This window comes from Nocardia sp. NPDC004278, assembly GCF_053602975.1.
The window spans coordinates 13,606-40,394 of sequence record NZ_JBSGEQ010000037.1 but is presented as its reverse complement, the minus strand read 5'-3'; the positions used below and the strand labels follow the sequence as shown (position 1 = coordinate 40,394).

At 66.6% G+C, this 26,789-nt stretch carries 11 protein-coding genes; 7 read left to right on the top strand and 4 right to left on the bottom strand.

The genetic code is table 11. The annotated features are described in order from the left end of the window. The first annotated feature begins 2 nt into the window (after positions 1–2). The 6 genes from ACWEO2_RS36465 to ACWEO2_RS36440 are packed head-to-tail and all read left to right on the top strand — an operon-like array spanning position 3 to position 11,488. Positions 3–5,960, top strand: a complete 5,958-nt coding sequence (locus ACWEO2_RS36465) for a WXG100-like domain-containing protein (RefSeq protein ID WP_452409530.1) — start codon at positions 3–5, stop codon at positions 5,958–5,960. Beyond that, a complete protein-coding gene (locus ACWEO2_RS36460) occupies positions 5,953–8,628 on the top strand; it encodes a hypothetical protein (RefSeq protein WP_452409529.1) in 2,676 nt (891 codons plus the stop codon). The genes ACWEO2_RS36465 and ACWEO2_RS36460 overlap by 8 nt, the downstream gene beginning before the upstream one ends. Then, the gene (locus ACWEO2_RS36455) at positions 8,625–9,440 is read left to right on the top strand and encodes an ESX secretion-associated protein EspG (RefSeq protein ID WP_452409528.1); all 816 of its coding nucleotides are present in this window, start codon (positions 8,625–8,627) and stop codon (positions 9,438–9,440) included. The genes ACWEO2_RS36460 and ACWEO2_RS36455 overlap by 4 nt, the downstream gene beginning before the upstream one ends. Positions 9,441–9,467: 27 nt before the next feature. Next, a complete protein-coding gene (locus ACWEO2_RS36450; RefSeq protein ID WP_452409527.1) occupies positions 9,468–9,776 on the top strand; it encodes a hypothetical protein in 309 nt (102 codons plus the stop codon). Positions 9,777–9,835: 59 nt separating this feature from the next. Further along, a complete protein-coding gene (locus ACWEO2_RS36445) occupies positions 9,836–10,792 on the top strand; it encodes a helix-turn-helix domain-containing protein (RefSeq protein WP_452409526.1) in 957 nt (318 codons plus the stop codon). 39 nt (positions 10,793–10,831) lie between these two features. Continuing rightward, positions 10,832–11,488, top strand: a complete 657-nt coding sequence (locus tag ACWEO2_RS36440) for a TetR/AcrR family transcriptional regulator (RefSeq protein ID WP_452409525.1) — start codon at positions 10,832–10,834, stop codon at positions 11,486–11,488. Positions 11,489–11,579: 91 nt separating this feature from the next. On the opposite strand, the gene ACWEO2_RS36435 is transcribed toward ACWEO2_RS36440, so the two are convergent. After that, a complete protein-coding gene (locus tag ACWEO2_RS36435; protein WP_452409524.1) occupies positions 11,580–19,511 on the bottom strand; it encodes an SDR family NAD(P)-dependent oxidoreductase in 7,932 nt (2,643 codons plus the stop codon). An 882-nt stretch (positions 19,512–20,393) separates the two neighbouring features. Then, positions 20,394–21,323, bottom strand: coding sequence for a helix-turn-helix domain-containing protein (locus ACWEO2_RS36430; protein ID WP_452409523.1), 930 nt, complete (start codon positions 21,321–21,323; stop codon positions 20,394–20,396). Between the two features lie 245 nt (positions 21,324–21,568). Between ACWEO2_RS36430 and ACWEO2_RS36425 the strand changes: the two genes are divergently transcribed. Continuing rightward, positions 21,569–21,844, top strand: coding sequence for a hypothetical protein (locus ACWEO2_RS36425; RefSeq protein ID WP_452409522.1), 276 nt, complete (start codon positions 21,569–21,571; stop codon positions 21,842–21,844). A gap of 34 nt (positions 21,845–21,878) precedes the next feature. Here ACWEO2_RS36425 and ACWEO2_RS36420 read toward each other — a convergent pair whose 3' ends face one another. Together ACWEO2_RS36420 and eccCa are read right to left on the bottom strand one after the other, a co-directional pair. After that, positions 21,879–22,193 (bottom strand): MmyB family transcriptional regulator, encoded by a 315-nt coding sequence (locus ACWEO2_RS36420; protein ID WP_452409521.1) that lies wholly within the window; start codon positions 22,191–22,193, stop codon positions 21,879–21,881. 538 nt (positions 22,194–22,731) lie between these two features. Next, positions 22,732–26,766 carry a type VII secretion protein EccCa gene (gene eccCa / locus ACWEO2_RS36415; RefSeq protein WP_452409520.1) on the bottom strand — a complete coding sequence of 1,345 codons (4,035 nt, stop codon included), beginning with the start codon at positions 26,764–26,766 and terminating at the stop codon, positions 22,732–22,734. Between the last annotated feature and the right edge of the window lie 23 nt (positions 26,767–26,789).

Below are 26,789 nucleotides of genomic sequence, written 5' to 3'. Positions count from 1 at the left end.
GGATGAGTCTGTATCTGCCGCCGGAACTGCGCTGGCTGGGGTGGATCGCGGGTGGTACCTGGCCGGACGGTGACGAGGACAAGTGCTGGGCGGTGTCGAGCGCCTTCAAGGAGGCCGCCGAGGCACTGCGGAAACTGACCCCGGAAATCGAGGGCGTCAAAAGCACCGCGGTCTCCGCCTATCCCGAGGGCGCGGGCGGCGACAAGATCAGTGCGCTGTTCGACCAGATGCTGACCGGCGATCAATCGATGGATTCGCTGGCGAAATTCATGGATCAGATCTCCGACGCGACCGAAGATTTCGGCACGTCGATTCAGAGCGCGAAACTGATGACGATCGTCTCGCTGATCGCGCTCGCCATCGAAATCGCGTGGGATTTGGTCTTCCCGCCGACCGCAGCGGCCGAGATAGCGGCCGATGAAGCGGCCACCCAATTCATTCTGCGCCGCCTGGAATTGCAGATCCAGGAAAAGATCGTGGCTAAGGTGCTGTCGGTCTTCGGGGAGAAGTTCGCCAACCTCAGTAAGGGGTGGGTGATGAAGATTCTCGAGGGCGCGTTGATTTCCGGTGGGCTGGACGCGGCCGTGCAGGTCGGCCAGATGGGCCCGGGTGGGCATCGGAAGCATTTCGACTGGAAAGAGTTCGGTGGTGCGATGGCCGGCGGGGGCATCGGTGCCCCGTTCGGCCGGGCGGCGGCGAACTGGATCAACAAGTACACGTCGAAGTTCTTCGGGGACAAGCTGTCGAATCCGTGGGTCCGGATCGGCAACGGCGTGATCGTGGGGGCCGGTTCCGGCCCGGTATTCAGCGCCTTCGGCGGTATCGGCTCCGCGCTGGTCACCGGTGATTGGGAGGGGACGTTCAACAACCCGCACGGCTGGGTCGGTGGCGTGGCCCAGGGCGGGATGGTGGGTGGTTCCAGGGGGCACTTCGGAGGTAAGGGGTTCAACGGCGACCACAACTTCGAGGTCAACTGGAAGGCGCCCGGGGACGGGTCGGTGGATATACCGGTGCGGGGCGGGTTTTCGGATGATCCGGGCGGACTCGGACCCAACGGTTCCGGGAACCGTAACAACGGCTCCGACAACGGCTTCTACGGTGATCATGTCGCGACCCAGAACCCGCCGATCGGAACGTGGGGACCGCGGGGTGGCGACCGCGACTTCACCTTCGATAACTCGCATGTGCCCGGTGACCGGCCGGAAACGTATGGGGGCGGGCAGAATTCGCCGCAGACACACCCGACCTCTTACACCGGTAATCACTCGGACGGGCCGCCCGCGCCGCCGCCCAGGAGCATCTCGCAGCACGAGTCGGACGGCGAGGGTGGCTATGGCTCGAACAACTCGGGATCGAACAGCTCGAGTACGAGCAAGCAGCCGCCTCCGGTAACGAACGACAACAGCAGCCAGTCGGGTGGTTCGTCCAATCAGTACGAGAGGCTGACGTCGAATTCCGGTGGTTCGAGCAATGGTTCGGACTCGTCGGGCGGGTCGTCGAACGCCGGCTCGCACTCGTCGAGCGATGGTCCGAGCTCCTCGAGTGGATCGTCGAACGGTAGCTCGCATTCGTCGGACGGTGGTTCGGACTCGTCGAATGGGTCGTCGAACGGTGGTTCGCATTCGTCGAATGGGCCGTCCGACGGCGGGGGAAGTCGCAATGAGTCCTCGTCCTCGAATTCTGGTGGGAGTCAAGGAAGTTCGGCGGGTTCGAACGACGGGCCGCCGTCGCGCTCGCCGTCGTCGAATCTGTCCGGTGATAGCCGCGGTTCGTCGGTGGTCAGCGGATCGAGCGATCGGCCCGCGGGCGGGCCGGTCGACGGTCGCGGTGGCGCGCCCGGTGGGCGTCCGGCTCCCGGGAGCGATGGGTCGGTGTCGCAACCGCCCAAGAGTGGTGTCCAGATGCCTTCGCGGTCGACGCCCGACACGAATATCGTTGCGGGGCAGTCGCAGCGGGGGCCGGCGTCGGTGTCGTCGCTGGGTTCGAGCGATGCGGGGCGGCCTCCGCGTTCGTCGGCGGTGTCGTCGTTGGGTTCGGATGATTCGGTGCCGCCGCCGCGGCGTCCCTCCGATTCGAGCCCCGGTGGTCCGCCGCAGCGGACGCCGGGTTCGGATGCGGGGTCGAATGATTCGAGGCCGCCGCGGTCCTCGGCGCCGGGTTCCGGCCCGGGTGACCAGCCGCCGCGGCGAACTCCTGTGCCCGGTTCGGATGCGGGCGGCAGCTCACCGTCGCGGCAGCGTCCGCCGGATGCCGGTGGGGCACCGCCGCCGCGCTCGCGGCCCTCCGAAGGAGATCCGCCGCCGCGGGGATCGGTTCCGCCGGAGCAGCATTCGGGTTCGGGCGGGCAGCGCGGGCACGACGACAACGGCCCGGGTGTGCGGTCGTTCGAGGGTGATCAGGAGCATCCGAACTGGGCGCGCAGCGAGTCGGGTGATGTGGTGGTCACCTCGCCCGATGGCACCGAGCATTGGGTGGACAAGGATCAGAACATCTACATCGGGCGTCCGGAGGATCCGGCGTGGGTGAAGGTCGGTCTGGACGGCTCGGTCGAATTCGTGCCCAAGAGCGGCAATGATGCTGGGGCAGAACATGGTCCGCGGAGTGACGAGCCGAGTGGACCGGTCCGGGAGGACGACGGCAGTTTCAGCCGGGACGACGGCACCGAGCACACGGTGCTCGACAACGGTTCGGTGCAGACGAAGTCTCCGGACGGGTCGACGACGATCGTCAAGCGCAGCGGCGGCGCGGAACTCCATTCGCCGTGGGGTGACCGGACGGACTTCGATCCGGAGGGAAACACCACCCACACCCGGCCGGACGACCCGACGGTGGTCGATACGCACGACAACACTGTGCACATCGGCACCCGGCCGGACGACTCGACGGTGGTCGATACGCACGACGACACCGTGCACATCGGCACGCCGGGGCGGGAGAAGGATGAGGACGGCAACGTGGTTGTCACCTCACCAGACGGCACCGAGCATGTGGTCGGTGACGACGGGACCATTCTGGTGGGCCGCCCGGGTGATCCGCAGCGGATAAAGATTGATACCGACCATTCGATCGTGTTCGTCGGCCCGGATGGCGCCGCTCCGACTCCCCGTCCCGGAGCGGTGTCGGGTAAGGGCACCGGTGGGCATTCGCCGACGTTCACCCGGCCCGATGGTGTCTCGCACACGGTGCTCGGTGACGGCTCGGTGCGGACGGAGTCCCCGGGCAGTTGGACCTTGACCGTAAGGCCCAACGGCGCAACGGAGTTCACCTCACACACCGGCGACACGATCGTGCACAAGGCGGACGACACCGTGGTCGAGTCCGGGCCGGGTAAGCCGACCGTGACCACCGGCCCCGATCAGACCAAGCAGACCGCCGAACCCGGCGGCGCGGTCACCGTCGAACATCCCGACAACACCACGCATGTGGTGTTCGACGGCGCGGATCGCCACGGTGGCGGGCGTACCAGGCACCCCGACGGGACGGTGATCCATCACGACCTGAGCGACACCGGGGCGCAGAAGCGGTTCGGCGGCTTCGTTCCGGACGGCCCGCACAAGCCCGCTGTGATCCAGATGGATCGGCCCGACGGAATCGGGTTCGAATCATCGCCCAAGGGCATCAAGGTATTCGACGGCGATGGCACCACCTACGAGCCGGGTTCGCGTGGGAACGTACAGGTCACTGCGCCGAACGGGCACACCGAATCCAAGTCGCTGAAAGAGCCGATCGAGCTGTCCAACGGCGCGGAGCTGGAGAAGACACCGGGCGGGTTCCGGGTCACCCACGACGACGGCACTGTCTCCGAGATCGGTCCGCGCGGAGTGAGTTTCACCGACGGCGACGGTGTGGTGCGCGGGACCCGCCCGAATGGAACGGCTTTCGTCGACCACGGGGAGGACGGGCCGGTGCGTGAGGTCCGCGGTGACGGGGCCGTGCGGGTCACCGTCGGGGACGAGACCGCTTGGGGCAGTAGGGGAGACGGCACGACCTGGACGGTCGACGACAAGAACAAGGTGCACGTCTCGGATCCCGATGGGACCGTCGCGCCGCCCGTCGATCGCAATAGTCCGTATATCGGCGGCGCCCACCAGACCGCCAAGATCAAGCCGCATCAGCTGGACGACAACGATGGGCTGCCCGGCGGGTACGAGGCGCCGACCCCGCCGTTCGCCGAGGACTGGATTCCGCAGGGGTACGAGAACGGCAAGGTGCCGCCGGTCCCGTTCAACCAGGATTCGCCGAACCAGAACATGTGGGGGCCACCGGATCCGGACTATTGGGGTCCGCCCGATCCGGATTATTGGGGTCCGCCGGATCCCGGTCCGGATGACGGGGATTGGTCGAATGACGATCCGTGCGACCAGAATTCCCAGGGTCCGGGCGGGAACGGCAATCATTACGGCAACGGCGGTTCCGGTCAGGGTGGTAATTCCGGTGGCTCGGGTGGTAATTCCGGTGGTTCCGGCCAGGGTGGTAACTCCGGCGGTTCCGGCCATGGCGGCAACTCGGGCGGTTCCGGTCACGGTGGCAACTCGGGTGGCTCCGGTTCGGGTGACGGTGGCGGAAACTCCGGTGGTGACCGGGGCGGTTCCGGCGGTGATCACGGCTCGTCGGACAACAACCGGCAGTCGCAGGCCGACAACCGGCCACCGCCACCGCCGCGACCGGATCCGGCGATGTTGCAGCGGATGCTCCAGAACCTGCACGGTGCGGACGGGATGGCGCCGCCGCCGGGACTGAACAGTTCGTTCCCGCCACCGGGCGGGGGTGACACGGGGCCGAACGGTCAGGGCGAGCAATCGCCGGACTTCTGGCGCTTGGGCCCCGGCAACGGTTCGTCGACGCCCCCGGGTGGTTCGGCCGGTGGGCCGGGCTCGAACGGATCGAACGGTGATTCAAACCCGTCGCAGCAATCCCCTGGCGGCGGAAGCGGTTCCCGTCCGCCGGATCTGTCGGCGATGCGCGAGGCTCTCGATCGAGCGGGAGGATTGGGATCCGGCGGTCTGGGACAGGGAGGAGCCGGTCAGCCCGGCTCCCCGAACGCGCCGGGTGCCGGGGATCGGCCGGACCCGTCGCAGGATCCGGCCGCGCAGGGTGGTCCGGGCACGCAGGGCGGTCCCGGTACACAGGGCGAACCGGGCACGCAGGATCATCCGGGAGCACCCGGCCAGCCGGGTGGGCCGAATAGTCCTGGCGCACCCCAGAATTCGGACGGCCAGCAGCCGACGACCCGACTGGGAGATCCGAATGCCACTGGTGGCGAGAATAATTCGGGCTCACCCGGATCGGGTGAACACCCGGGAACAGGCAATCAGCCGGGTGCTCCGGGTTCGGAGAATCAGCCGGGCGGACCCGGTTCCCAGCACCAACCGGGTGCTCCGGGATCCGAGAACCATTCGGGCGCACCGTATTCCGGGAACCCTTCGGATGGCACCGGCTCCGGAGACCATTCGGGTGCTCCGGGTTCCGGCGACCAGCACGGTGCGCCGGGAACTGGAAGCCATCCGGGTGACCCGCAGCATCCGGAGGCGACGAAGAACCTGGGCCAATCGCCGCAGCATTCGGGAGACCCTGGGCAGCAAGGGAATTCCGGATCCAACGGGTCGCAGTCGTCCGCGCCGAGGATGCCCCCGATGCAGGACGGGCATCAACCCGGCGGGTCGTCCGCACCCGGCGGCGCGCCCGCCGCACCCGGGGCCCCGCCTTCCGGAACGCCGCCCGGCGGTGGCGAAGGGGCGAAGAAGAAAGAGTCGCGCCGGAATCGCAAGAAGGACGACAAGCCGCGAAAGAAGCCGAAGTCGGTGCTGATGCCCTCGCCGGACGAGGCCCCCGAGCAGCGCGCCGGCCCCGACGACTCGACCGATGTCCCGTTCACTCTGGGAGCTTCGACCTCCGCGACCGAGCCGGTGATCGAGAAGCGACCCACCACGAAGACCACCAGGAGTACTACAGATGGCTGACGACAAAAAGGCGACGGTCGACAATACGACCAAGACCGACATCAACGACTGGCATGATCTGCGTGGGCTGGCGGATAACAACAAGCTGAACCTCACGGTGAAGGCCGATCCGAAGGCTTTCGCCGCGGCTGCGCAAGCGTGCCACGACATGATCGGAAAGCTGGAGTGGTACCAGAAATGGATCGGCGACCGGGGCATGGATACTATGCCGAGCTGGTCCGGGACCGAGGAATCCGGCGCTGAAGAGCTGACGCGGCGTTTCAATGCCAAAGGTCAGGAGGTCATCGATCGGATGGGTGACCTGAAGAAGATCATGGAGGATATGGGGGACACTTTCACTAGTGCGGGTCGCAAGTACAAGGATGCCGATGGGCATTCGTCGGATGCCTTCAAGGACATCGGCGACCTGTCGAAAGTCGACCCTATGGAGCCGAAGGCTGTCAAGCCGAATGATTTCACGCCCTCCAACAAGGGAGACCACCCGACTGCACCGCCACCACCACCGGGCGCAGACAGTGGCATCCCGATCACCATCAGCGATGGCGGTAATTGGAGTTACCAGAAATTCCGTAGTTTCGGCCAGGCGATAAAGGGAAAAGACTGGGTTGCGAACGGTGCTGGTATACAATATGTATGGATGGCGGCACAGATCAAGGATGACCTCACCAATCTCAACGCAGCCCTCAATAATATTGTAGGCCCTGATGGAAGTGATGCGCTGTGGACCGGTGATGGCGCGAATAAGGCCAAGGATGCGACCAAGCGGTTCACTGCGAACTCGCTTATTTTCGCTACCAGTATCCAAAATCTGGGCGAGAACCTGAAGTATTGCGCGAAGTGGATTTACGCCATGTTTAACGACACGCCCTCGGATTCCTACCCAGATCATGGGCCGACGGACAGTACCGAGGACAACTGGCGCGATGGTTATAGGGAAACCTACAAGGCGGTCTGGGTGCCCGGTATCAATGGCGCTGTAGCCGCGATGCCCGCGATAACCGTGACCGGTACCGTAAAGCAGCCGCCCCCGCCGCCTCCGCCGCCGCCGGGTAACAACGGCGGGAACAACAACGGCGGCAACAACAACAATGGCGGCGGCAACAACAATAATAACGGCGGGAACAACAACGGCGGCGGCAACAACAACAACAACGGCGGCGGCAAGAACAATAACGGCAACGGCAACGGCAACGGCAATAACAATAACGGCAACGGAGATGGTAACGGAAACAACAACGGAAATATTGACAAGAACAGCCCCAATTACAAGGCTGGTTTCAAGGATGGCCAGAACGACCGCAACAACAACAGCGGCAATAACCAAGGCGGTGGTAACAACCAGGGTGGCGGCAACAATCAAGGTGGCGGTAACCAGGGTGGTGGCAACCAAGGTGGCGGTAACCAGGGCGGCGGTAACCAAGGTGGCGGCAACCAGGGCGGCGGCAACCAAGGTGATGGCAGTAACCAGGGTGGTGGTAACAACCAGGGCGACGGCAGCAACCAGGGTGGCGGCAACAACCAGGGTAACGGCGGCATAAATAAGAACAGCCCCGACTACCAGGCCGGTTACCAGGACGGCTACAAAAAGGCCGCCGGGGACATCATGGGCAAGAACGGTCAAAATAACGACAGCAGCGGCAACAACGGCGACAGCGGAAACAGCGGTAATAACGGCGACAGCGGAAACAGCGGAAACAGCGGCAACAACGGCGATTCGGCCAACCAGAACCCGTACCTGAACAACAAGGGGCAATACCCCAACCAGCCGAACAACTCGAACCCGAAGAACCAGAACGGGGGGCCGGGTCCCCTCCAGCCTCCGAAGTCGCCGCAGGACCTGCTCAATCAGCTGATGCACGGCCAGAATCCGTTCCAGAACCTGAATCCGGACCAGTTGCAGAAGATCGGTTCGGATCTGCTCGGGGATGTGAGCCCGGATCTGTTGAAGCAGATGAGCCCGGAGGCGTTGCAGAAGCTGGGGCAGGACTTCGTGCAGCATCTGAGTCCGCAGGATTTGCAGAAGTTCGGTTCGGACATCATGAACGGCGTCGGGCCCGATGCGTTGAAGGATCTGAGCCCGGAGTCGCTGCAGAATCTGCAACACACCATGTCGCAGACGCCGGGCGGCGCGGAGCTGTTCAAGGCGCTGACCGATGGAGTCAAGACGGTGACGGGGGCGATCGGGGATGTCGTCAAGACCACCGCCGATGCCGTGGCCGGTTTGGTGAACAACGGCATGGTCGGTATCCCGGGTATGGGCGATATGCAGCATATTCCGGGTCTTCCCGATAGTGCGATCCCGAATGATTTCGCGGCCGCGTTCGGTGGTGGTCACGGCGGGGCGCCGGGTGGTGGTGGCAATGGTAGTGGTGGTGCCGGTGGGCATCAGCCGATCACGGCGGCTTATCCGTCGGAGGCGTCGAAGTTGTTCCCGCGGGCGGGTGCTCCGAGCAGTTTCGACGGCAGTCAGATGCCGACCATGCCGGCCTCGTCCACTGGTGGTGCCACCGGTGGCATGCCGCCGATGGGCGGTATGGGCGGCGGTATGGGCGGGCAGGGCGCCGGCGGGAAGGAGCACAAGCGCGCCAAGTTCCTGGACTCGACCACCAATTTCGATGACGCGGTCGGGCCCGATGTGGATCGGGTGCGCCCGGTGATCGAGCCATGACGCAGCAGTGGAAGTTCACCGCCCTCGAATTCCTGGTGCTGTGCGACCACTATCGCGCCGGTGCGATGCCGCGGCCACTGGCGTTCGAGAGTGACGAGGAGGTGACGGTCGATCAGATGGACCGTCGTAAGCGTGCGGTGTGGGAGGACTTGCAGCGGCGGTTGGATGGTTCGTTCGATGGCGTGATCGAGGTGCTGCGTGCGCCGGAATTGTTTGTGCAGGTGAAGAGTTGGGATGAGCAGGATCGGGGTAACAAGGACAAGGCGTTGCGTGTGCATGTGGCGCGGGCGGGTGCGTTGGGGTTCGTGTTCGAACAGGTGCGAGGAACCCTGACCTACGATGCGCCGATGGTCGTTGTCACCGAGTGTGATCCGCGGGCGTTGTCGGTGGCGGTGGTGCGGCTGCTGCCGAATGTGGAGGGTGGCCGGTTGCCGGATATTCCGCTGGTGACCGATCCGGTGGAGCATATCGCGCCGAGCTGGGGTAGCAGCTTTGTGCGGGACGATGCCGAGGATCGGCCGGTGTATCGGACGCAGCGGTTTTTCCAGCAGCGTGCGGAGTTGACGGGGGCGATCACGGTGGTGCAGGGCCGGTCGAAGTTCGGCCCGCGCGGTATCGAGGAGCGAATACTGCTGTGGCGGGATGTGGCCGATGACGGCCGGTATGTGATGGCGGTGCGGGACGGCCGGGCCACCGCGGCCGTCTCGACGGGCCGGCAGGAGCTGGTCAATCGGATCCACAAGGAGATCAACGACCTGATGGAGCGCCTGGAAACCCATTGGGAATGGGGACGTCCCGAAGACCGGTACTGAGTTCGGATCAGGAGTCAGGAGAGCACAATGGCAGCAAACGATCGAATCCGGGTGGACACCACCAAATTACGGCAGGCCGCGGATCGGATGGACGAGGTCGGCAACAAGACCAAGGACATCATCGACACGCTGAAGACCACCGTCCACGCGCAGAACTTCCCGTGGGGCCACGACGAATACGGCGACAAGTTCACCAAGGGCGACAAGGGCTACACCAAGTCCGAGGAGAACTTGCTGACCGGCGGCGACAATATGGTCGGTTCGACGGGCAAGTTCAGCAAGGGCATGCGCGACGCCGCGGACAAGATGGACAACATGGATAAACGGACGACGTGATACGGCCTGGAACCGGAAGCCGCAGAACGGATTACCGCACGCCGGAAGCCGAGTTCTCGATGGACTCCACGCTCCCGGACACTGCGGCCCGCGGATTCGACACCTACCGGAACAAGTGGGACAGCCAGCTCGGCGCCAGGCTGCCCGGCTTCAGCTCGGCGACCACCGGCTATTTCCGGGTCCGGGCCCACGCCGTCCGGATGCGTGACCTGATGATGGTCGACATCCACGGCGTGTCCGGAATTCGGACAGAACGCCCGGCCAACAGCGTGGAGGGCGAAATCCAGCTGTATGTGGTGTCCAGTGGCGCCTACACATTGGATGACGGGTCCGGCCGCGGTGGATACACCGTGCCGGCCGGTCAGTTCCTGCTCCGCCGCCTCGAGCGGCCGGGGAATTTCGAAATGCAGCCGCATACGACGGCGAAGGTCATCGCGGCCATGTCGTCCACACTCGAACCGCTGCTCCGGAAACGGGGTATTACCGGAGCCGCGGAATCAGCCGAGATCCGGCTGCTGATGGCACACGCGAATATGGTCCGCACAATGCTGGCGGACCTCGGTCCGGACGGTGCGCACGCCGCGCGCAACGCCCTGATCGAGCTGGTCAAGGGGGCGGCATTGGGCCGGTTCGACGATATGGAACCCCGGCTGGCGCCCGCGCTGGCCCAGGCGGCGAAGGACCTGGCGGACCGCCGGCTCGCCGATCCCGAGCTTTCGCCGGCGCTGCTGGCGCGCGAGCTCAATGTCTCGATGCGCACGCTGCAACGGGCGTTCGCCGCGGTGGGGGAGTCGGCCAACACCTATATCCGGTACCGGCGGCTGGAGGAGGCCAGGCTCGCCCTCACCGCCTCACCCGACCGGCCGAGCGTCTCGGAACTCGCCGCCTACTGGCAGTTCTCGGACAGCAGCCACTTCATCCGGGCCTTCAAGAAGGCCTACGGCCGGACGCCCGCCGAATACGCTCGCGCCATCGGAACCGCGGAGGAGCGTGCCGTACCCAGGCGTGTTGTTTGATCATCGCGACGGTCGGGTTATAGATTCCAGGTCGGAGCGGTGCGCAAGGGCCGGGAATGGAGTGTCGATGGCGGACGTGGGGCGAAGAGTCCGCGAGAGCGCTTTCGCGGGCAGGTGCGCGGGGAGATCGAACAGCACGCCTGGGAGCAGATAGGCACCGCCGGCGCGGCCGCGTTGTCGCTCAACGCGATCGCCAAACAGGTGGGTATGAGCGGGCCCGCGCTCTACCGGTATTTCGCCAGCCGTGACGAGCTGATCACCGAACTCATCCGGGACGCGTACCGAAGCCTCGCGGATTCCGTCCGGGCGGCGCTCGACTCCGGTGCCGACGTGGCCGGGCTCGCCAAAACAGTGCGGGAATGGGCGCTGCGCGATCCGCAGCGATATCTGCTGATCTACGGAACGCCCGTCCCCGGATATCACGCACCCGCGGAGACCACCGCGATCTCGGACGAGATCCTCACGGTGCTGCTGGAAGCGCACGGCCGCCTACCCGCAAGGCCCGCAACCGCTTTCGACACCCACCTCGAACAGCACCAGAGCCCGGAGGCGGCCGCGACCATGCACCGGGCCCTGTCGTTCTGGACCCGGGTGCACGGCGTGCTGTCGCTGGAACTGGCCGGCCACTTCAACGGAATGGGATTCGATCCGGCGCTGCTGTTCGCCGACGAGGTGGAATCGCTGTTACGGCCCTGACCGGACCATCGCGCCCGGGTCCGCATCGTCCCCGGCGGCACGTTGATCGTGGTCGGGCCGGGCGCGGTGGTGCCCGGCCTCTCAGACAGGGTCAGCCAGTGGTCCGCGCCGTCGAACCCGTTGCGGCTCCATTGGTTTCGCCGAGCATCCGGGCGAGCGCCGCACCGGCCAGTTCCACGATCGTCGGGCCACTCATCAGGCCCATGGTCGGGAAGTCGATCTCCAGGTGCTTGGCCAGCATGATGCGGATCTGCCCGGCCAGCAGCGAGTCCATCCCGAGATCGGTCAGGCCGACATCGCGGGGCAGTCGCTCGACCGGCATATTGAAGATCCGCGAGATCTGTTGCGCCAGTGCCGTTGCCAGCCGCTGCTCGCGCTCGCCGGTGGGCAGGCCGAGCAGTTCGGCGCGCAGCCCCTCGATGCCGAAGACGGTCGTGGGGTCCTCCGCGTCCGGGAGGTGCGACAGGCGCGGTGAGCTGCGCACGATCGGCATGACGTGACTCATCTTCGTCCAGTTCACGTTCGCGACACTGGCACGCGCGATACCTTGGGCCAGGCAGCGACCGAGGAATTCGAGGGCGGCGGCCGGTGAGATCGGTTTCCAGCCCAGCCGCGACAGGCTGTCGAGCTGGTTGCGCGCGACGTATCCGATCTCGCCGATGGCGCCCCAGTTGACCGTGAGGGCCGGGAGCCCGAGCCGGCGGCGGTGCAGGGCCAGTGCCTCCAGGAACCCATTGGCCGCGGCGTAATTCGACTGACCGGGCGTGCCGACGTTCCAGCTTCCCGAGGAGTACATGACGAAGGCGTCCAGGTCGAGGTGCCGGGTGTGGTGATGCAGGTGCCAGGCGCCGTCGGCCTTCGGACGCACGGTCCGCAGGAACTGCTCCTCGGTCATCGTGGCCAGCCGGCCGTCCGCGAGCACCATGGCCGCGTGGTAGATCCCGCGCAGCGGCGGCAGTGCCGAGATCCGTTCGAGCAGGCCCACCACCTCGGCCTCGACCGAGACGTCGGCGCGTTCGAGCACGACCGCGACACCCAGCGCCCGCATCGCCGCGATCGGCGCCTCGTTCTCGGCATCGATCGCGGCGCGGCGACCGGCCAGCACGATGGTCCGGGCGCCGTTGTCGGCCAGCCACCGCGCGGTCCGCAGGCCGAAGCCGGTGTAGCCGCCGGTGATCAGATAACTGCCCGCGGGATCCAAGGTCACGCCACCGGTCACTGCCGGGTACACGAGCACCTCGGCGGCAGCCTCCGATTCGCCGGAATCCGATGCGGCGGTATCCAATTCGCCGTGTGCGGCACCGAAACCGACCACGATCTTGCCGGTCTGCCGGGCGTCGGCCATGCACCGGAACGCCGAAACCACCTCGGCGGCAGTGAAATCGGTGTGCGGCAGTGGCGGCAGCGTGCCCGCGGCGACATGCTCGAGGACCCGCGTCATGACCTCGCGGCACCGGGCCGGGACCTCGAGCAGCATGCCGTCGATATCGACAGCCGAGTAGGACAGGTTGTTGCCGAAGGGTTTCAGGCCCAGCTGGTAGTTGTCGTAGATATCCTGCTTGCCGATCTCGACGAACCGGCCGTGCGAGCGCAGCAGCCCGAGGCTCTTCGGAATCGCCTCGCCCTGCAGCGAATTCAGCACTACATCGACACCGCCACCACCGCGGGTCCCGGCCCCGGCACCCGCACTCGCGCTGCCACCGCCACCACCGGTCCCCGCTCCAGTGCCCGCACTCGCGCCGGAACCGCCCCCGCCACCGGCGCCCACACCGGCCCCGGCACTGCCGTAGTACTTGCGGATCTCCTCGGCGAAGGACAGCGACCGGGAGTCGAAGACCGCCTCCACGCCCAGCGACCGCAGGTATTCCCGCTTGTCCTCGCTGCCGGCGGTGGCCAGCACCGTCGCACCGAGCAGGTGGGCGATGTGCACCGCGGCCAGACCCACACCACCGGCGGCGGCATGCACGAGAACCCGCTCGCCCGCCCGCAATCGGCCGACCTCGACGAGTGCGTACCACGCGGTGAGGTAGGCGATCGGCAAGGTCGCGGCCGCAGCGTCCGGCAGCTCACCCGGCACCGGGTAGACGTGGTGCGCCTCGGTGATCACCGTAGAGCCGAAACAACCACGCGCGAAGGCGATTACCCGGTCGCCCGGGGCGAGTCCCTCGACCGCGGTGCCGACCTGGGTGACGACACCGGCGCATTCGAGGCCGAGGGTGTGCTCGTACAGCCCGCCGGCGATCGCCTCCTCCGACAACAGCCCGAGGGTGAGCATGAGGTCGCGGAAGTTCAATCCGGTCGCCGTGGGCCGGATGGCCACCTCGGTGGGGCCGAGAGCGGCCGGATGCGTTGTCCGGTACCGGAGTTGGTCGATACCTGGCTCGGCGGGAACCACCAGTTCGAATGGGGTCTCCCCGATTGTCCGGGTGGGAGTCGCGGTCGCGGCCTCGAATTCTTCGAGTGAGAGGTGTTCGAAGCGGTCGGCGAAGCGGGTGTCGCCGCGATAGGCGACCTCCTCTTCCGCCGTGCGCACGTGCCGCAATTCGTCGAACAGGTGCCCCGCCCGAGTGCCCGCATCGGCTGCCGGGTCGAGGTCGATGATCTTCGCCCGGAGTCTGCTGTTCTCGCCGAGCAGCACCCGCAGGATGCCCCAGCTCGGCGTCTGCGATGGCGCGATCGGATCCGTGCGATCCACCGCTACGCCGCCGGTGGTAGCCACCCAGAACCGCGGGGCCACCGGCCAATCCAGCTCTTCGACCGCTTGCGCCAGCGCGATCACGCTGTAGGCGCCGTGCAGTTGCGCTGCTGCCAGCAGTTCGGTGGTGAGCTCCGCCGCGGCGTAGTCCAGATTCCACAGGTGCAGCACACCGGCGACGGATCCGGCACGCGCACGCACCTCGGTCAGCACCCGTGCGAGATCCGCGTAACTGGTCGGACGCACCCGATAGGCACGGTCACCGGCCTGCTCGAAGGTTTCGCCCCTGGTGACGAGCACACTGCCGGCGGTGGCCTCCCCGAGCAGTTCGAGGTAGTGTTCGGCGACGCCACCGGTGTCGGCCAGCACGACCCACGCCCCCCGCTCGATCTGCGGCTGATGGGGTGCGAGTTCCAATTCCGTTGTGCGAGCGACGATCAGCGAGCAGCCGGTCTGTTCCGGTCCGGTCATATCGGAGAAGATCTGCACGTTCTCGAAGCCGACGGTGGGCAGCAGGTCCCGCCACCCCGCATCCGGCAGCAGCGCATGATCCGGGCGTAGATCGTGATCGGTGAAGCGCCACCGTCCTTCGGTGCTGCCGAAGGTCAGATCGAGCCCGTACGACGGGTTGGTCCACTCGACGAGCAGCAGCATCCCGCGGGAGGTGAGCAACCGCTCCACGTTGCCGAGGGTGGTGCGGAGGTTCTCGGTGGCGTGCAATACGTTCGCGGCCACGACGATGTCGAAGTAGTGCGGGTCGAATCCCTGCTCGGCGATGTCGCGTTCGATGTCGAGGACGCGGTAGTCCACGAACTCGAACCCGGCGAAACGCTGCCGCGCCTTGTTCGGGAACAGCTGCCCGATATCGGTGAACACGTACTCGGTGCGGTCGGCCGGTAGCTGGTCGAGGATCCAGCCGGTGGTGCCGCCGGTGCCCGCACCGATTTCCAGCACCCGCAGCGGCCGATCATGCGGCAGCGCCCGGACGGTCTCGGCGACCACCGCGGCGACCAGGCGATTGCACCGTTCGTGCGAGAACGAGGTCGAGTAGAGGTCGGCCACCGGCCCGAATTCGCTCTCGGAGAAGAGAAGTTCGATCGGATCGACCTCGCCGCGCAGCACCGCGGCCTGTTCGGTACCGCCGCGCGCCAGGACCGCGAACTCGGCTTCGAATCCGGGATACCGTGCGCGCAGCCCGGCCAGCACCGCCGCGGTATCGACCCGATCGGGCACCGTTCGCAACTGCCAGTGCTCGCCGTCCTTGCTCATAATCTCGTACCGGGCAAGCAAATCCAGCAGCAGTGCGAAGTGGCCGCGGTGTTTGTCGTGCACGCCCAGCTCGCGGGCGAGTTCATCGAGCGTGAAGCGCCGGCCCGGTGTGAAGTCCATGCCGAGCTGATGCAAGGCCTCGGTCACGTATGCGACGCACAGCAGGTTCGCCTCCGGTTCAACCCGCGCGTAGTACTCACGGTAGAGCGGCTGGTCGCGTATTTCGCTGATGACCGGATCGACGGCGGCTGCCAGGGCCGCCTCTCCCGGCACGAAATCGGCGGGCAGCGGTGTGCGCGGGCGCGTCGGCGCGGGCCGCCACCGGTACGCGTAGAGCCACCCCAGCAGCGCATCACGATCCTCGGCGGGCTGGGTGATCGACTTGCCTTTGAAGTCTTCGAATTCGGCTACCAGGGTGCCGTCGGAGTTGAACAGCCACAGGTCGCCCTCGCAGTAGGCCGGGTCCGCGGAGACGCGCGCCTGTCCGTAGCAATACACGCGCGGGCCCGCCGCGGCGTGGAAACTGAACCGCCCCACGTCGTAGGGGATGTAGAGCGCGGTGTCGTCGCTGTCCGGGTCGTTGCCCATCGCGATGGACAGGGACTGGAAGCAGGCGTCCAGCACGGCCGGGTGGATCAGGTGCCATGCTGCTTCGTCGGCGATGGTGTCCGGGGTGTCGATGCGACCGAGCGAGCACAGCTTGCCGTAGCTCAGTTTCGTGATCGCCCGGAAGGCCGGGCCCAGCAGCAACCCGTTGTCGCGGAACCGCGCGGCGACCCGTGCGGGATCGAAATCGTGCGGGCAGTGCCCGTCCAGGTCCGAGAAGGGCACGGGCACTTGGGGCTCGGGTGCGCCGCGGCGCAGGGTTCCTTCCGAGTGCAGCACCCAGTCCCGGTCGCCGTGCTGGAGGCTGTAGATCCCGAACCGCAGCGCCGGGGTCAGGACCACTTGGACGCGTGGGGCGGGGCGGTCGTCGAAGACGAACAGCGGGCGCCGGAATTCGACGCCCTCGACCGTGTACGCGCCTGTCCCGAACGCGTCGTGGGCGCAGCCGGTGATCAGGTCGAGGTGGCCCGCGCCGGGCAGCACGATGGGTCCCTGGACGCGGTGGTCCTCGAGCCACGGGAACTCGGCCGGATCCAGGACCAGCTCCCAGACATGCTTGTCGGGCTCGTCGGCGGCGGGCAGGCGGGTTCCGACGAGCGGATGTCCCAGGGGCGGAAACCTTTTGGCACGAGAGGCCGGGGTTTCCAGCCAGTGGGTTTCGCGCTGCCACGGGTAGAACGGCAGCGCCACCCGCGCGGGACCGGCATCAGGACCGAGACCACGGTTGCGGTCGAACACCGACTCCCACACCGGATCGACACCCGCCACATACAGCGAGCCCAGTGCGGACAGCAGCGTCTCCCGGTCGCTGTGCCTGCGGTGCAACGACCCGACCGCGACACCGGCGAGTCCGCGGCGGCCCAGCAGGTCTCCGATCGCGGTCGTGTGGATCGGGTGCGGACCGAGTTCGACGAAGACCAGATGCCGGTCCTCGATGAGGCGATCGATGGCGGGGGCGAACCGGACGGGCTCACGGATATTGCGCCACCAATACTCCGCGTCGAGCCCACCGTTCGGCACGAGATCGGCGGTGACCGTCGAATACATCGGAATCGTGGGCTCATCCGAGGCGATTCCGGACAGCGACGCCAGCACCTCGTCGCGCAGCGGATCCATGTGATGGCTGTGGAACGCCACCGCGACGTCGAGCATGCGGCAGAAGATTCCGTCTCGCGCCAGGCCCGCCGCGATCTCTTCGAGTGCGTCGGGATCGCCTGCCACAGCGGTGGATTCGAGGCCGTTGAGCGCGGCGATTTCGGCCCGCCCGTGATAACCGGCGATACGCTGTGCCGCCTGGTCGACGGGCAGGCCGACGGCGAGCATGCCGCCTCTGCCGGAGGCGCGCTGCTGCACCCGGCTGCGATGGAAGATCACCCGGACCGCGTCCTCGAACGACAGGGCATCCGACACGCAGGCGGCGGCGACCTCGCCGATACTGTGCCCGATCACCGCCACGGGGGTGATACCCCAGCTGTGCCACAGCGCCGCCAGCCCGAGCTGCACCGCGAACAGCGCGGGTTGCGCGATGAAGGTCTCACCGATCCGGCTCTCGACCTCGTCCCGGCCCAGTTCCTCGACCACACTCCAGTCCGCATACCGGCGCAGTTCGGCGTCGACCCGCTCCACGGTCCGCCGGAACACCCGGTTGTGCGCGAGCAGTTCCCGCGCCATACCCCACCACTGCGAGCCCTGGCCGGAGAAGACGAACGCCACCGAGGACATACCGGACGATGTCACACCGCTACGCAGCGTCTCGGGCTCCAACCCTGCGGCCATGTCGCGCAAGGCCTCTCGCAGTTCCGCCGTGGACGAACCGACCACCGCCAGCCGATGGTCGTAATGCGACCGTGTGCGCGCCTGTGCGGAGGCGATCGCGGGCAGCCCGGCCGTCGTCGCCGGATTCGCTAGGAAATCGGCGTAGGTCTCGGCGTAGGCGCGCAGCGCGTCCTTGGTCTTCGCGCTGAGTGTGAACAGTACGGGCGCAGCGGTCTCGGTCATCGAATCCTGCTGCGGCACCGTAACTCTCGGACCTTGTTGTGCCGCGACCGTTGGGTTCTGCAGTGCCGCAATCCTCGGGTCCTGCTGTGCTGCGGCCTTCGAATCCTGTTGTGCCGCAGCCGTGGGCGGGCCCTCGAGGACCACGTGCGCATTGGATCCGCCGAACCCGAAGGAGTTCACACCCGCCAACCGCGGACCCTCACCAGGCCAGGGCTGGCGGGTCTGTGCGAGCCGCAACCCCAGTTCCTCGAACGGAATTTCCGGATTCGGCTGCTCCGCATGCAGATTCGCGGGAATCTCGCCGTTGGAGAGGACCAGACAGGCCTTGATGATCCCGGCCATGCCCGCCGCCGCCTCGAGGTGGCCGAGGTTCGACTTCACCGCGCCGATGATGCAGGGGCCGCGGCCGTTTCGCCCGGCGCCCAGCGCCTTTCCCAGCGCCCGCGCCTCGATCGGGTCACCGATAGCAGTTCCGGTGCCGTGCGCCTCGATATAGCCGATATCGGCAGGGTCGACACCCGCATCCCGGCAGGCGTCGAGAACCATCCGGGCCTGGGCGTCTTCGCTCGGCACCGCGATGCCCCGGGTGCGGCCGTCCTGATTGACCGCACTCCCGCGGAGCACCGCGTAGATCCGGTCGCCGTCGGTGACGGCCGCCGACAGTGGCTTCAGCACGACCGTGCCCGAACCCTCACTGCGGATATAGCCGTCGGCGTTGCGGCCGAACGATTTCGAGCGTCCCTCGGGCGACAGGAAGGTGCCCTGGCTGAACCCGACGGTCCCCCCGGGCACCAGCACCGTGCTGACCCCGCCGACCAGTGCCATCGTCGCCTCGCCCGAACGAATGCTGCGGAGCGCCAGGTGCATTGCCACCAGCGAGGACGAACACGCGGTATCCACCGTCATACTCGGGCCGCGCAGGTCCAGCAGATACGAAACCCGGTTGGCCACAATGGCGTTCGTGACCCCGGTCATGGTGTGACCGCCGATCAGATTCCGGTTCTCCGCACCGAGTTGAATCACGCTGTAGTCGTGGCCGGAGACACCGGCGTACACGGCGACCTGCTCACCGGCGAGGTGTTCGGGGACGATTCCCGCGTCCTGCAACGCTTCCCAGGTCGTCTCCAGGAACAGCCGCTGCTGCGGGTCCATCCGCGACGCCTCGGTCGGGGTGATGCCGAAGAAGTGTGCGTCGAACGATGCGACATCGTCGAGAAAACCGCCCGCACGGGTGCGCATACGACCGGGCCGCCGGGGATCGCGATCGTAGAAAGCCGTTGCAGACCAACGGTCTTCGGGAACCTCGCTGACCGCGTCACGTTCTTCTATCAGCAGCCGCCAGAAGTCGCCGGCATCGTGTACCTGTCCGGGGAACCGGCAGCCGATCCCCACGACGGCAATCCCCTCGTACTCGGCCCGAGCGGTATCGATCGGGGAGCTGGGACCAGAATTCATCGCGTAACCTTCGTTTTGCCACAACACGTAGATCAACTCGGAGCTGCGTGACTACCCTGCCGGAAACCTTTGGGATCCGCAGCTTCGAACAGTAATGCGTCTGGCCCGATGCCGTGTACGACGAGGTTGCACGACAACCGCCGATCACATCAGCGGGACGGGATTGGATCCCGTCCCGCTGTTCGCCGACAAGGTGGAAAGAGCTGGTCTCGCGCAGCGGGTTCAGCGAGCGATCCGGACGGGTTGCGGTCCGGTCGAGGCGACGACTGCCTTCCCCCTGGTGAGCGTGACGGTGACGGTGCCGCCGGAGTCGTTCGGCAGCGCCCGGCGCCGGGCGCGACCAGCTGACCCGACCAGGCGTGCGCGGCGCCGTCGCAGTCGACCAGGACCGGCCCGGCCAGCTGTATGGCGATCGGCCCGCCGATACCGCCCTGGAACATTTGCGTCAGCGATCCGTCACTGACTCATACACTTTCTGCGGTTCACTGGCTACGTCCACTGATCTGGACGGCGTCTGTCCACGAATATGGACGGCACTGGAAAATCGGACAGGGGTAGTGTCCGCGGATTTGGACGGCGCCTGTGTGGGTCCAGACGGGTGATGGCGGTAGGGGCGCGGGCCGGGGTGTGTTGAGGCATGGTGGGAAGCCATGGCCGACAACGGGATACGTATCGACGTTAATGAAGCCTTGGGGTTGGTAGAACTGCTGGAGTTCATCCGGGACTTCTTCGGCGCGGCGGGGCCGGCGGTGACCAAGGCGTTCACGGCGTATGTGGGGACCGGCGCGCATTCGGTGGGTGATTTGCGGTGGTGGTATAGCCGGTCACCAGCACGCCCGCGTCACCGTGCGGCACATTGGCGCCTGCACCGGCCGTCGAGGATCAGGGCGCCGAGCGAGCGTATTCGGCGGGCGTCAGGCCGTAGGTCTTCTTGAAGGTCCGGATGAAGTGGCTGCTGTCCGAGAACTGCCAGTAGGCGGCAAGTTCGGAGATACTCAGCAGGTTGGGTGACGTGGTGAGAGCGAGTCTGGCCTCTTCCAGCCGCCGGTGCCAGATGTAGGCGGCCACCGACTCCCCGACCGAGGCGAACGCCCGTTGCAGAGTACGGATGGAAACATTGAGCTCACGCGCCAGCATCGTCGGAGAAAGGTCGGGGTCGGCGAGCCGGCGGTTCGCGAGATCCTTGGCCGCCTGCGTGAGCGCGGCAGTCAACTGGGGTTCCACGTCGTCGAACCTGCCCAGGGCCACCGCCTTGACGAACTCGACCAGGGCGTTTTGCGCGGCGCGTTCACCTGCCTCGCTGAGGTCGGCCATCGTTTCGCGGACCATGTTCGTGTGGGCCACCAGCAACCGGATCTCGGCAGAGTCGGCCGGTCCGGTGATGGTCCGGTTCCGGAGCAGCGGTTCGATGGCGGTCTGCGGCATGCCGAGAATGATCTTCGCCGTCGTGTGTGGCTGAGTGTCGAAATGCTTCGGTTGCCTGAGCTGCCGGAGCAGGAACTGCCCGGCCGACACGGTGTGCTCGCTGCGACCGGACCGGTCGCCCCATCTCCAAACGCCGCGCGACACCACGTACAGCTGGATCGCCCCGTCGACACCGTCGGCCGGGCGTTCCGTCCGGAGGGGCAATACGCTGTGCATGTCGATCATTGTCAGGTCACGCATCCGGGCAGCATGGGTCCTCACCCGGTAGTCGCCGACCGTGTCCGGGCTGAAGGTAGGCATCGGTTGGTCAGCGCCGAACCGCGCCCCCCACTCGCGCCCGAACGCGTCGAATCCACGCGCTGCCTCATCCGAGACGGTGAAGTCCACGGAAATCTCTCGCGACGCGCTCGAATCCGCGTCGCGGCTCCCAGTTTTGGGCTGACCCAAGTCAGAGGCTGTCACGTTCGGCTGTTACCTAACATCACGGGTTTGATGCTGGATCCTAACCACACCGTGGCCCGGATGTCCTGTCTACGTCGCGATGTGGTTCACAGCGCGCTGCTGACGCTGTCAACGGACGTCGGGACTTCAAACGAGCCTGGGAGACAAGCGATATCGAGGCCCTGATCGGTTTGCTCGATCCGACCGCGACCGCCGACAGCGGTGGCTTGGTCCTGCGCCACCCGATTATCGGCGGCGAGCAGATCACATGCGCCTGGATCGAAATCGCTGCCCGCGGCCCCGAGATAACGCTGCTCGAGCGCACGGTAAACGGCCAACCCGGCCTGGTGGCGCAGCTCGACGACACCATCGTGTCGGTCTATGCCTTCGACATCGCCGACGGCCGGATCACTCGCATCTGGGTGACCTGGAACCCGGAGAAACTGCGGCCCTGGACCGTCGACTGAACCGACGCTGACCATAGCGATCATAAGCGGTCATTCAACTCGCTTCGAGATCCCGCATGATCAGGTCTTGCAGCGCGATTGCCGAAGGAGTGCCCGGTTCGGCGGAGTATAGGCAGATCGCCCAGACACCCGGATCGGCGGGGAGGGGGATGAATTCGAAGTCCAGGTGCAGTGTGCCGACAAGGTCGTGGTCGAGGTGGTATCGGCCGTGGGCGGTGTCATTGACGTTGTGGGTTGCCCACATGTCGCGGAATTCGGGGCTGCCGGCGGTCATACGGTGCAGCAGCCGGATCAGGTCCGGATCGCCCGGCCGCTGTCCGGCAACCAGCCGAAGACCAGGTCGATCCATGTGCGTTCGTCCTCGGGCAGCTCCGCGAAATCAATGCCGAACACCGGTCGGGTGGCTCGGTTCCACGCGAGGATGTTGGTGCAGTGTTCCCACCACGTAGGCCGGTGTGCTGGTCAACGAGTCCAGCAGTTGCCGCAACCCGGCCCGCACGACCGGTCGGTCGACAGTGGGGGCGTCGAGTTTCGGTGGCCACGCAAGATTGTGCAGGTGCAGCCGCTGGTCGGGGCTGAGTCGTAGTGACGAGGCGACGGCGTCGATCTACTCCAGCCCCGTCGTTCACCATAGATTCCGGCAGTCAGATCACCGCCGCAACACCCCGAACGCTGCCGGAGCGGTGAACGTCACCGTGACCGACCCCGGAGGCACCAGCAACGCCACACCCTTCACCTACATCCCGTAATGGGATAGCCGATCGTCGAAGACGAGTGCCGCCTGTTCATGGCTGGTCTGCACGCTGTGCGGTGGGTTCGATGCTGGGGAAGCCCGGCCTCGAATACTTGGACTACCAGCCCTGGTGAAACCCCTACGGGCCAGGGGATCACAGCGGTGGCAGGTAGGCGACCTGCGCCATTTCGTTGCCGCGGGTGCGGGAGATGTACATGCCGCGGCCCGGGGGCAGCTTCATCGGGCGCACGTCGCCGAAGAGCCGGCCCTCGTCCCGCGGGCCGGACATCAGCAGCACGTCCACCGACATATTCTTCATGGTGCCGAGCACCTGATCGAACAGGGCGCGCGAGACACCACCGGTGCGGCGGGTGATGATCAGATGCAGGCCGATGTCGCGGGCCTGCGGCAGGAATTCCAGCAACGGCAGCAGCGGATTCGAGCCGGTGGTCACCATGTCGTAGTCGTCGACGATGATGTAGACCTCGGGCCCGCTCCACCAGCTGCGTTCGCGCAACTGCTGCGGGGTGATGTCGGAGCCCGGGATGCGGTCGGTGAGGAACTTGACCAGATTGTTGATCATCGACCCGCAGGTCTGCGAGGACGTCGAATACCCGGCGAGCTGCTCACCCTCCAGAACGCCGAGCATGGTCCGGCGGTAGTCGACGAGGACGACGACGGCCTCCTCGGCGGTCGAATTCTCGGTGATGCCCAAGACGATGTTGCGCAGCAGCGTGGTCTTGCCGCACTCCACGTCCGCGAACGCCATCAGATGCGGTTCGGCACCGAAATCCAGTACCAGCGGCTCCAATTCGTCCTCACCGAGTCCGACGACGACGCGGGTGGCGTTCTGCTCGATGCCGCGCGCGGCGGCCGTGGCCAGCAGTTCGGCCCGATCGAGCTGCGCCGGCAGCATCCGCACCTCGGGGGCGCGGCGGTCGCCCCACAGCTGTTCCATCGCCTGCCGGGACGCGGCGACACCCTCGGACAGATTCGACGGATCGGTATCGGAGTCCAGCCGCGGCAGCGCCATCAGCAGGTGCAGCTGGTCCGGCGTCAGGCCGCGGCCCGGGCGTCCGACCGGTACCAGAGCGGCTGTGCGGCGGCCCATTTCGGAATCGGAGGGATCGCCGAGCCGCAGCTCGAGCCGGGTGCCGATCTGGTCCTTGACCACCGGCCGGATCTCCGCCCACCGGGCCGCACCCAGCATGAGGTGGATGCCGTACGAAAGACCCTGCGCGGCAATCGCGTTGATCGAGCCCTCCAGGGTGTCGAATTCCTCGCGAACCGAGGCGTAGCCATCGATCACCAGGAAGACATCGCCGAACCGGTCCTCCTCGAGGGGATGACCGGGCGGCAGGGTGCCGTCGGGCCGCAGATCGGCGAACTTGCGGCGGCGGAACTCGGCCATCGACTCGATGCCGAGCTCGCTGAAGCGCTCCTCGCGCTGGCGCATCAGCGCGGTGAGCTCGGCGATGGTGCGGCGCACCCGGTCGACATCCAATCGGCCGGCGACCGAGCCGACATGCGGCAGCCCGACCAGACCGGCCATGGAACCGCCGCCGAAGTCCAGGCAGTAGAACTGCACCTGCTCGGGGGTGTGTGTGGCGGCGGTGGCGATGATGATGGTGCGCAGCGCGGTGGACTTGCCCGACTGCGGACCGCCCACCACCGCGACATTGCCTTGGGCGCCGGCTAATTGGATGGTGAGCACGTCGCGGCGCTGCTCGTAGGGCTTGTCGATGATGCCGATCGGCATCCACAGCTGCTGGTGTCGGTTCACCGGCGAGCGCCAATCCGGATCCGGCAGCAGCATGTCCACCGAGGGCGATTCGTCCAGCGGCGGCAGCCAGACCTCGTGCGCGGGACGGCCGTGCCCGGTGAGGCGGCCCACCACGACCTGCAGCAGTGTGTCCGGAATGCCTTCCTCGGCAACCGGTTCGGCGGGCGGCGGAGGCGGCAGTCCCAGCGGGTCCTCGAATTCCGGATCCGACAGTTCGGGCATCTCCACCAGGCCGGCGGTGAACACGGTGGGCGAGCCGCTCGGCGCGCGGCCGTCCTCGCTCACCGGGCCGCTGCCGCGCGGCGGGGTGTAGGGACCCGAGACGTAGGTGGCGTTGAACCGCAACGGATCATCGGCGTCGGTCTTCAGATAGCCGGAGCCGGGAATGCTGGGCAGATGGTAGGCGTCGGTGATGCCAAGCACCGCACGAGATTCGTTGGCGGAGAAGGTGCGCAGGCCGATGCGGTAGGACAGATGCGAGTCGAGGCCGCGAAGTTTGTTCTCCTCCAACCGCTGTGAGGCCAGCAACAGATGTACATGCAGCGACCGGCCCAGCCGGCCGATCATCACGAACAGATCCGCGAAATCTGGCTTCTGCGAAAGCAATTCGGAGAACTCGTCGACCACCACGAACAGTGCCGGCAGCGGATCCAGCGCCGCACCCGCGGCACGGGCCTTCTCATAATCGGTGACGTTGGCGAAATTGCCCGCCGAGCGCAGCAGTTCCTGGCGGCGGTTCATCTCGCCGGCCAGCGCGTCGCGCATGCGGTCGACCATGGAGAGCTCGGCCTCCAGGTTCGTGATGACCGCGGCCACGTGCGGCAGCGGATCCAACCCGAGAAACGTTGCGCCACCCTTGAAGTCGACCAGAATCAGATTCAGCGCATCCGGCGAGTGCGAGGTCACCAGCGACAACACCAGTGTGCGCAGGAACTCCGACTTACCCGAACCCGTTGCGCCGATGCACAATCCGTGCGGACCCATGCCGTTCTCGGCGGACTCCTTGATGTCCAGCTCGACCGGCGCTCCGTCGGGGGTGATGCCGATCGGCACCCGCAGCCGCTCCCGGGGGGTGCGCGGGCGCCACACCTTGACCGGATCGATCTGTGCCGCATCGGGAATCTTCAACAGCGCCATCAGGCCGGGATCGACGCGGGTGTCATCGCCCAGGCTCACGATCTGCGCGGCGGTGGCGATCCGGAAGCGGGCCAAGGTGCGGGCGAAGGCCTCGGCCTCGGCGATGCTCACCTCGTCCACAGTGGCGAAGCGCTCCACGCCGGCCGCACTGCGCGCGCTCACCGCGCCGTCGGCGACCACCAACTGCAGGCCGCGGCGGGCAGCCAGGCCGTTCTCCGGCGCGGTCAGATCCAGCACCGTCACCGAATCCAGGCCGGACTCGCTGACCAGCCGCTCGGTGCCGTTGACGAAGCCGTCGTCGATGATCACCAGCAGGTGCGTGCGGCCCTGGGTAGGCTGCGGGTTGCGCATGAACCGCCCGCGCTCGAGCAGCTCGGCCGACAGCGCCGTCTCCAGCTCCCCCAGCGAGCCGTACATCATCCGAGCCGAACCCATGCCGTCACGCACCGTCGAATGTTGCAGCTGCGGCAGCCATTTCGCCCACGACCAGGCCGGACCGTCCGGATCCGCGCATACGATCGCCACCGCGACGTGGTCAGGACCGTGAAATGCGCTGAACGCCAGGAGCATTGAGCGGGCCAGCATCCGGGCTTCCTCCGCAGTGCCCTCGATGTTGATGGCCGGGAACGCCCGCAGCGACACCGCGGTCGGCAGCCCGTGCACCACCGAATGGGTGCGCAAGAAACGCCGCAGCGCCACCGTCGACACCGGTTCCAGATCCTCCAGCGGGCCGGTCTCCGGCCGGGCCAGCTTGGTGGCGAGCCGATGGCTGCCCACCCCGACCCGCACGTGCCCGAAGTCCGGGTCGTTGGGGCGGCGCTCCCACATCCGGCGGGTGCCAACCAGCGATTCCAGATCGGCCGGCTCGGGGTGACTCCAAGTCAGCGATTCCAGCTGTTTGAGCCCGGTCCGGCGGGTGTCCTTGCGGATCTGATCCAGGTAGCGGAAGTAGTCCTTGCGCTCCTCGTTGAGCTCGGTCGCCGATTTCGGTCCGCCGCGCCCGAAGCCCATCATCATGCCGGCCATCGACATCAGCATCATCATCGGGAACATCAGCATGAACGGGTTGGACAACAGCTGCTTGCCCATCATCACAAACAGCGCCAGCATGCCGACCACTGCGACCACCATCACCAGCGGCATGAGCCGGGCGAGCAGCGGCGCCGGCAGCGGCCGTGACACCTCCGGCGGCGGAGTCAGCGTAATCTCGCCACCCGGCGCGCGCGGCGGCGCGATCCGGGGGCGGCGGACGAAGCCTTCGGTAATCATGGGTCTGCCTCGCGAATCTGTGG

What these genes read in the sequence shown, in the direction of transcription:
- ACWEO2_RS36445 (WP_452409526.1), top strand. Translation starts at nt 9,836, where the DNA reads ATGGACTCCACGCTCCCGGACACTGCGGCCCGCGGATTCGACACCTAC.
- ACWEO2_RS36420 (WP_452409521.1), bottom strand. Translation starts at nt 22,193, where the DNA reads ATGGATCGACCTGGTCTTCGGCTGGTTGCCGGACAGCGGCCGGGCGAT.
- ACWEO2_RS36455 (WP_452409528.1), top strand. Translation starts at nt 8,625, where the DNA reads ATGACGCAGCAGTGGAAGTTCACCGCCCTCGAATTCCTGGTGCTGTGC.
- ACWEO2_RS36465 (WP_452409530.1), top strand. Translation starts at nt 3, where the DNA reads ATGAGTCTGTATCTGCCGCCGGAACTGCGCTGGCTGGGGTGGATCGCG.
- ACWEO2_RS36435 (WP_452409524.1), bottom strand. Translation starts at nt 19,511, where the DNA reads ATGAATTCTGGTCCCAGCTCCCCGATCGATACCGCTCGGGCCGAGTAC.
- eccCa (WP_452409520.1), bottom strand. Translation starts at nt 26,766, where the DNA reads ATGATTACCGAAGGCTTCGTCCGCCGCCCCCGGATCGCGCCGCCGCGC.
- ACWEO2_RS36460 (WP_452409529.1), top strand. Translation starts at nt 5,953, where the DNA reads ATGGCTGACGACAAAAAGGCGACGGTCGACAATACGACCAAGACCGAC.
- ACWEO2_RS36450 (WP_452409527.1), top strand. Translation starts at nt 9,468, where the DNA reads ATGGCAGCAAACGATCGAATCCGGGTGGACACCACCAAATTACGGCAG.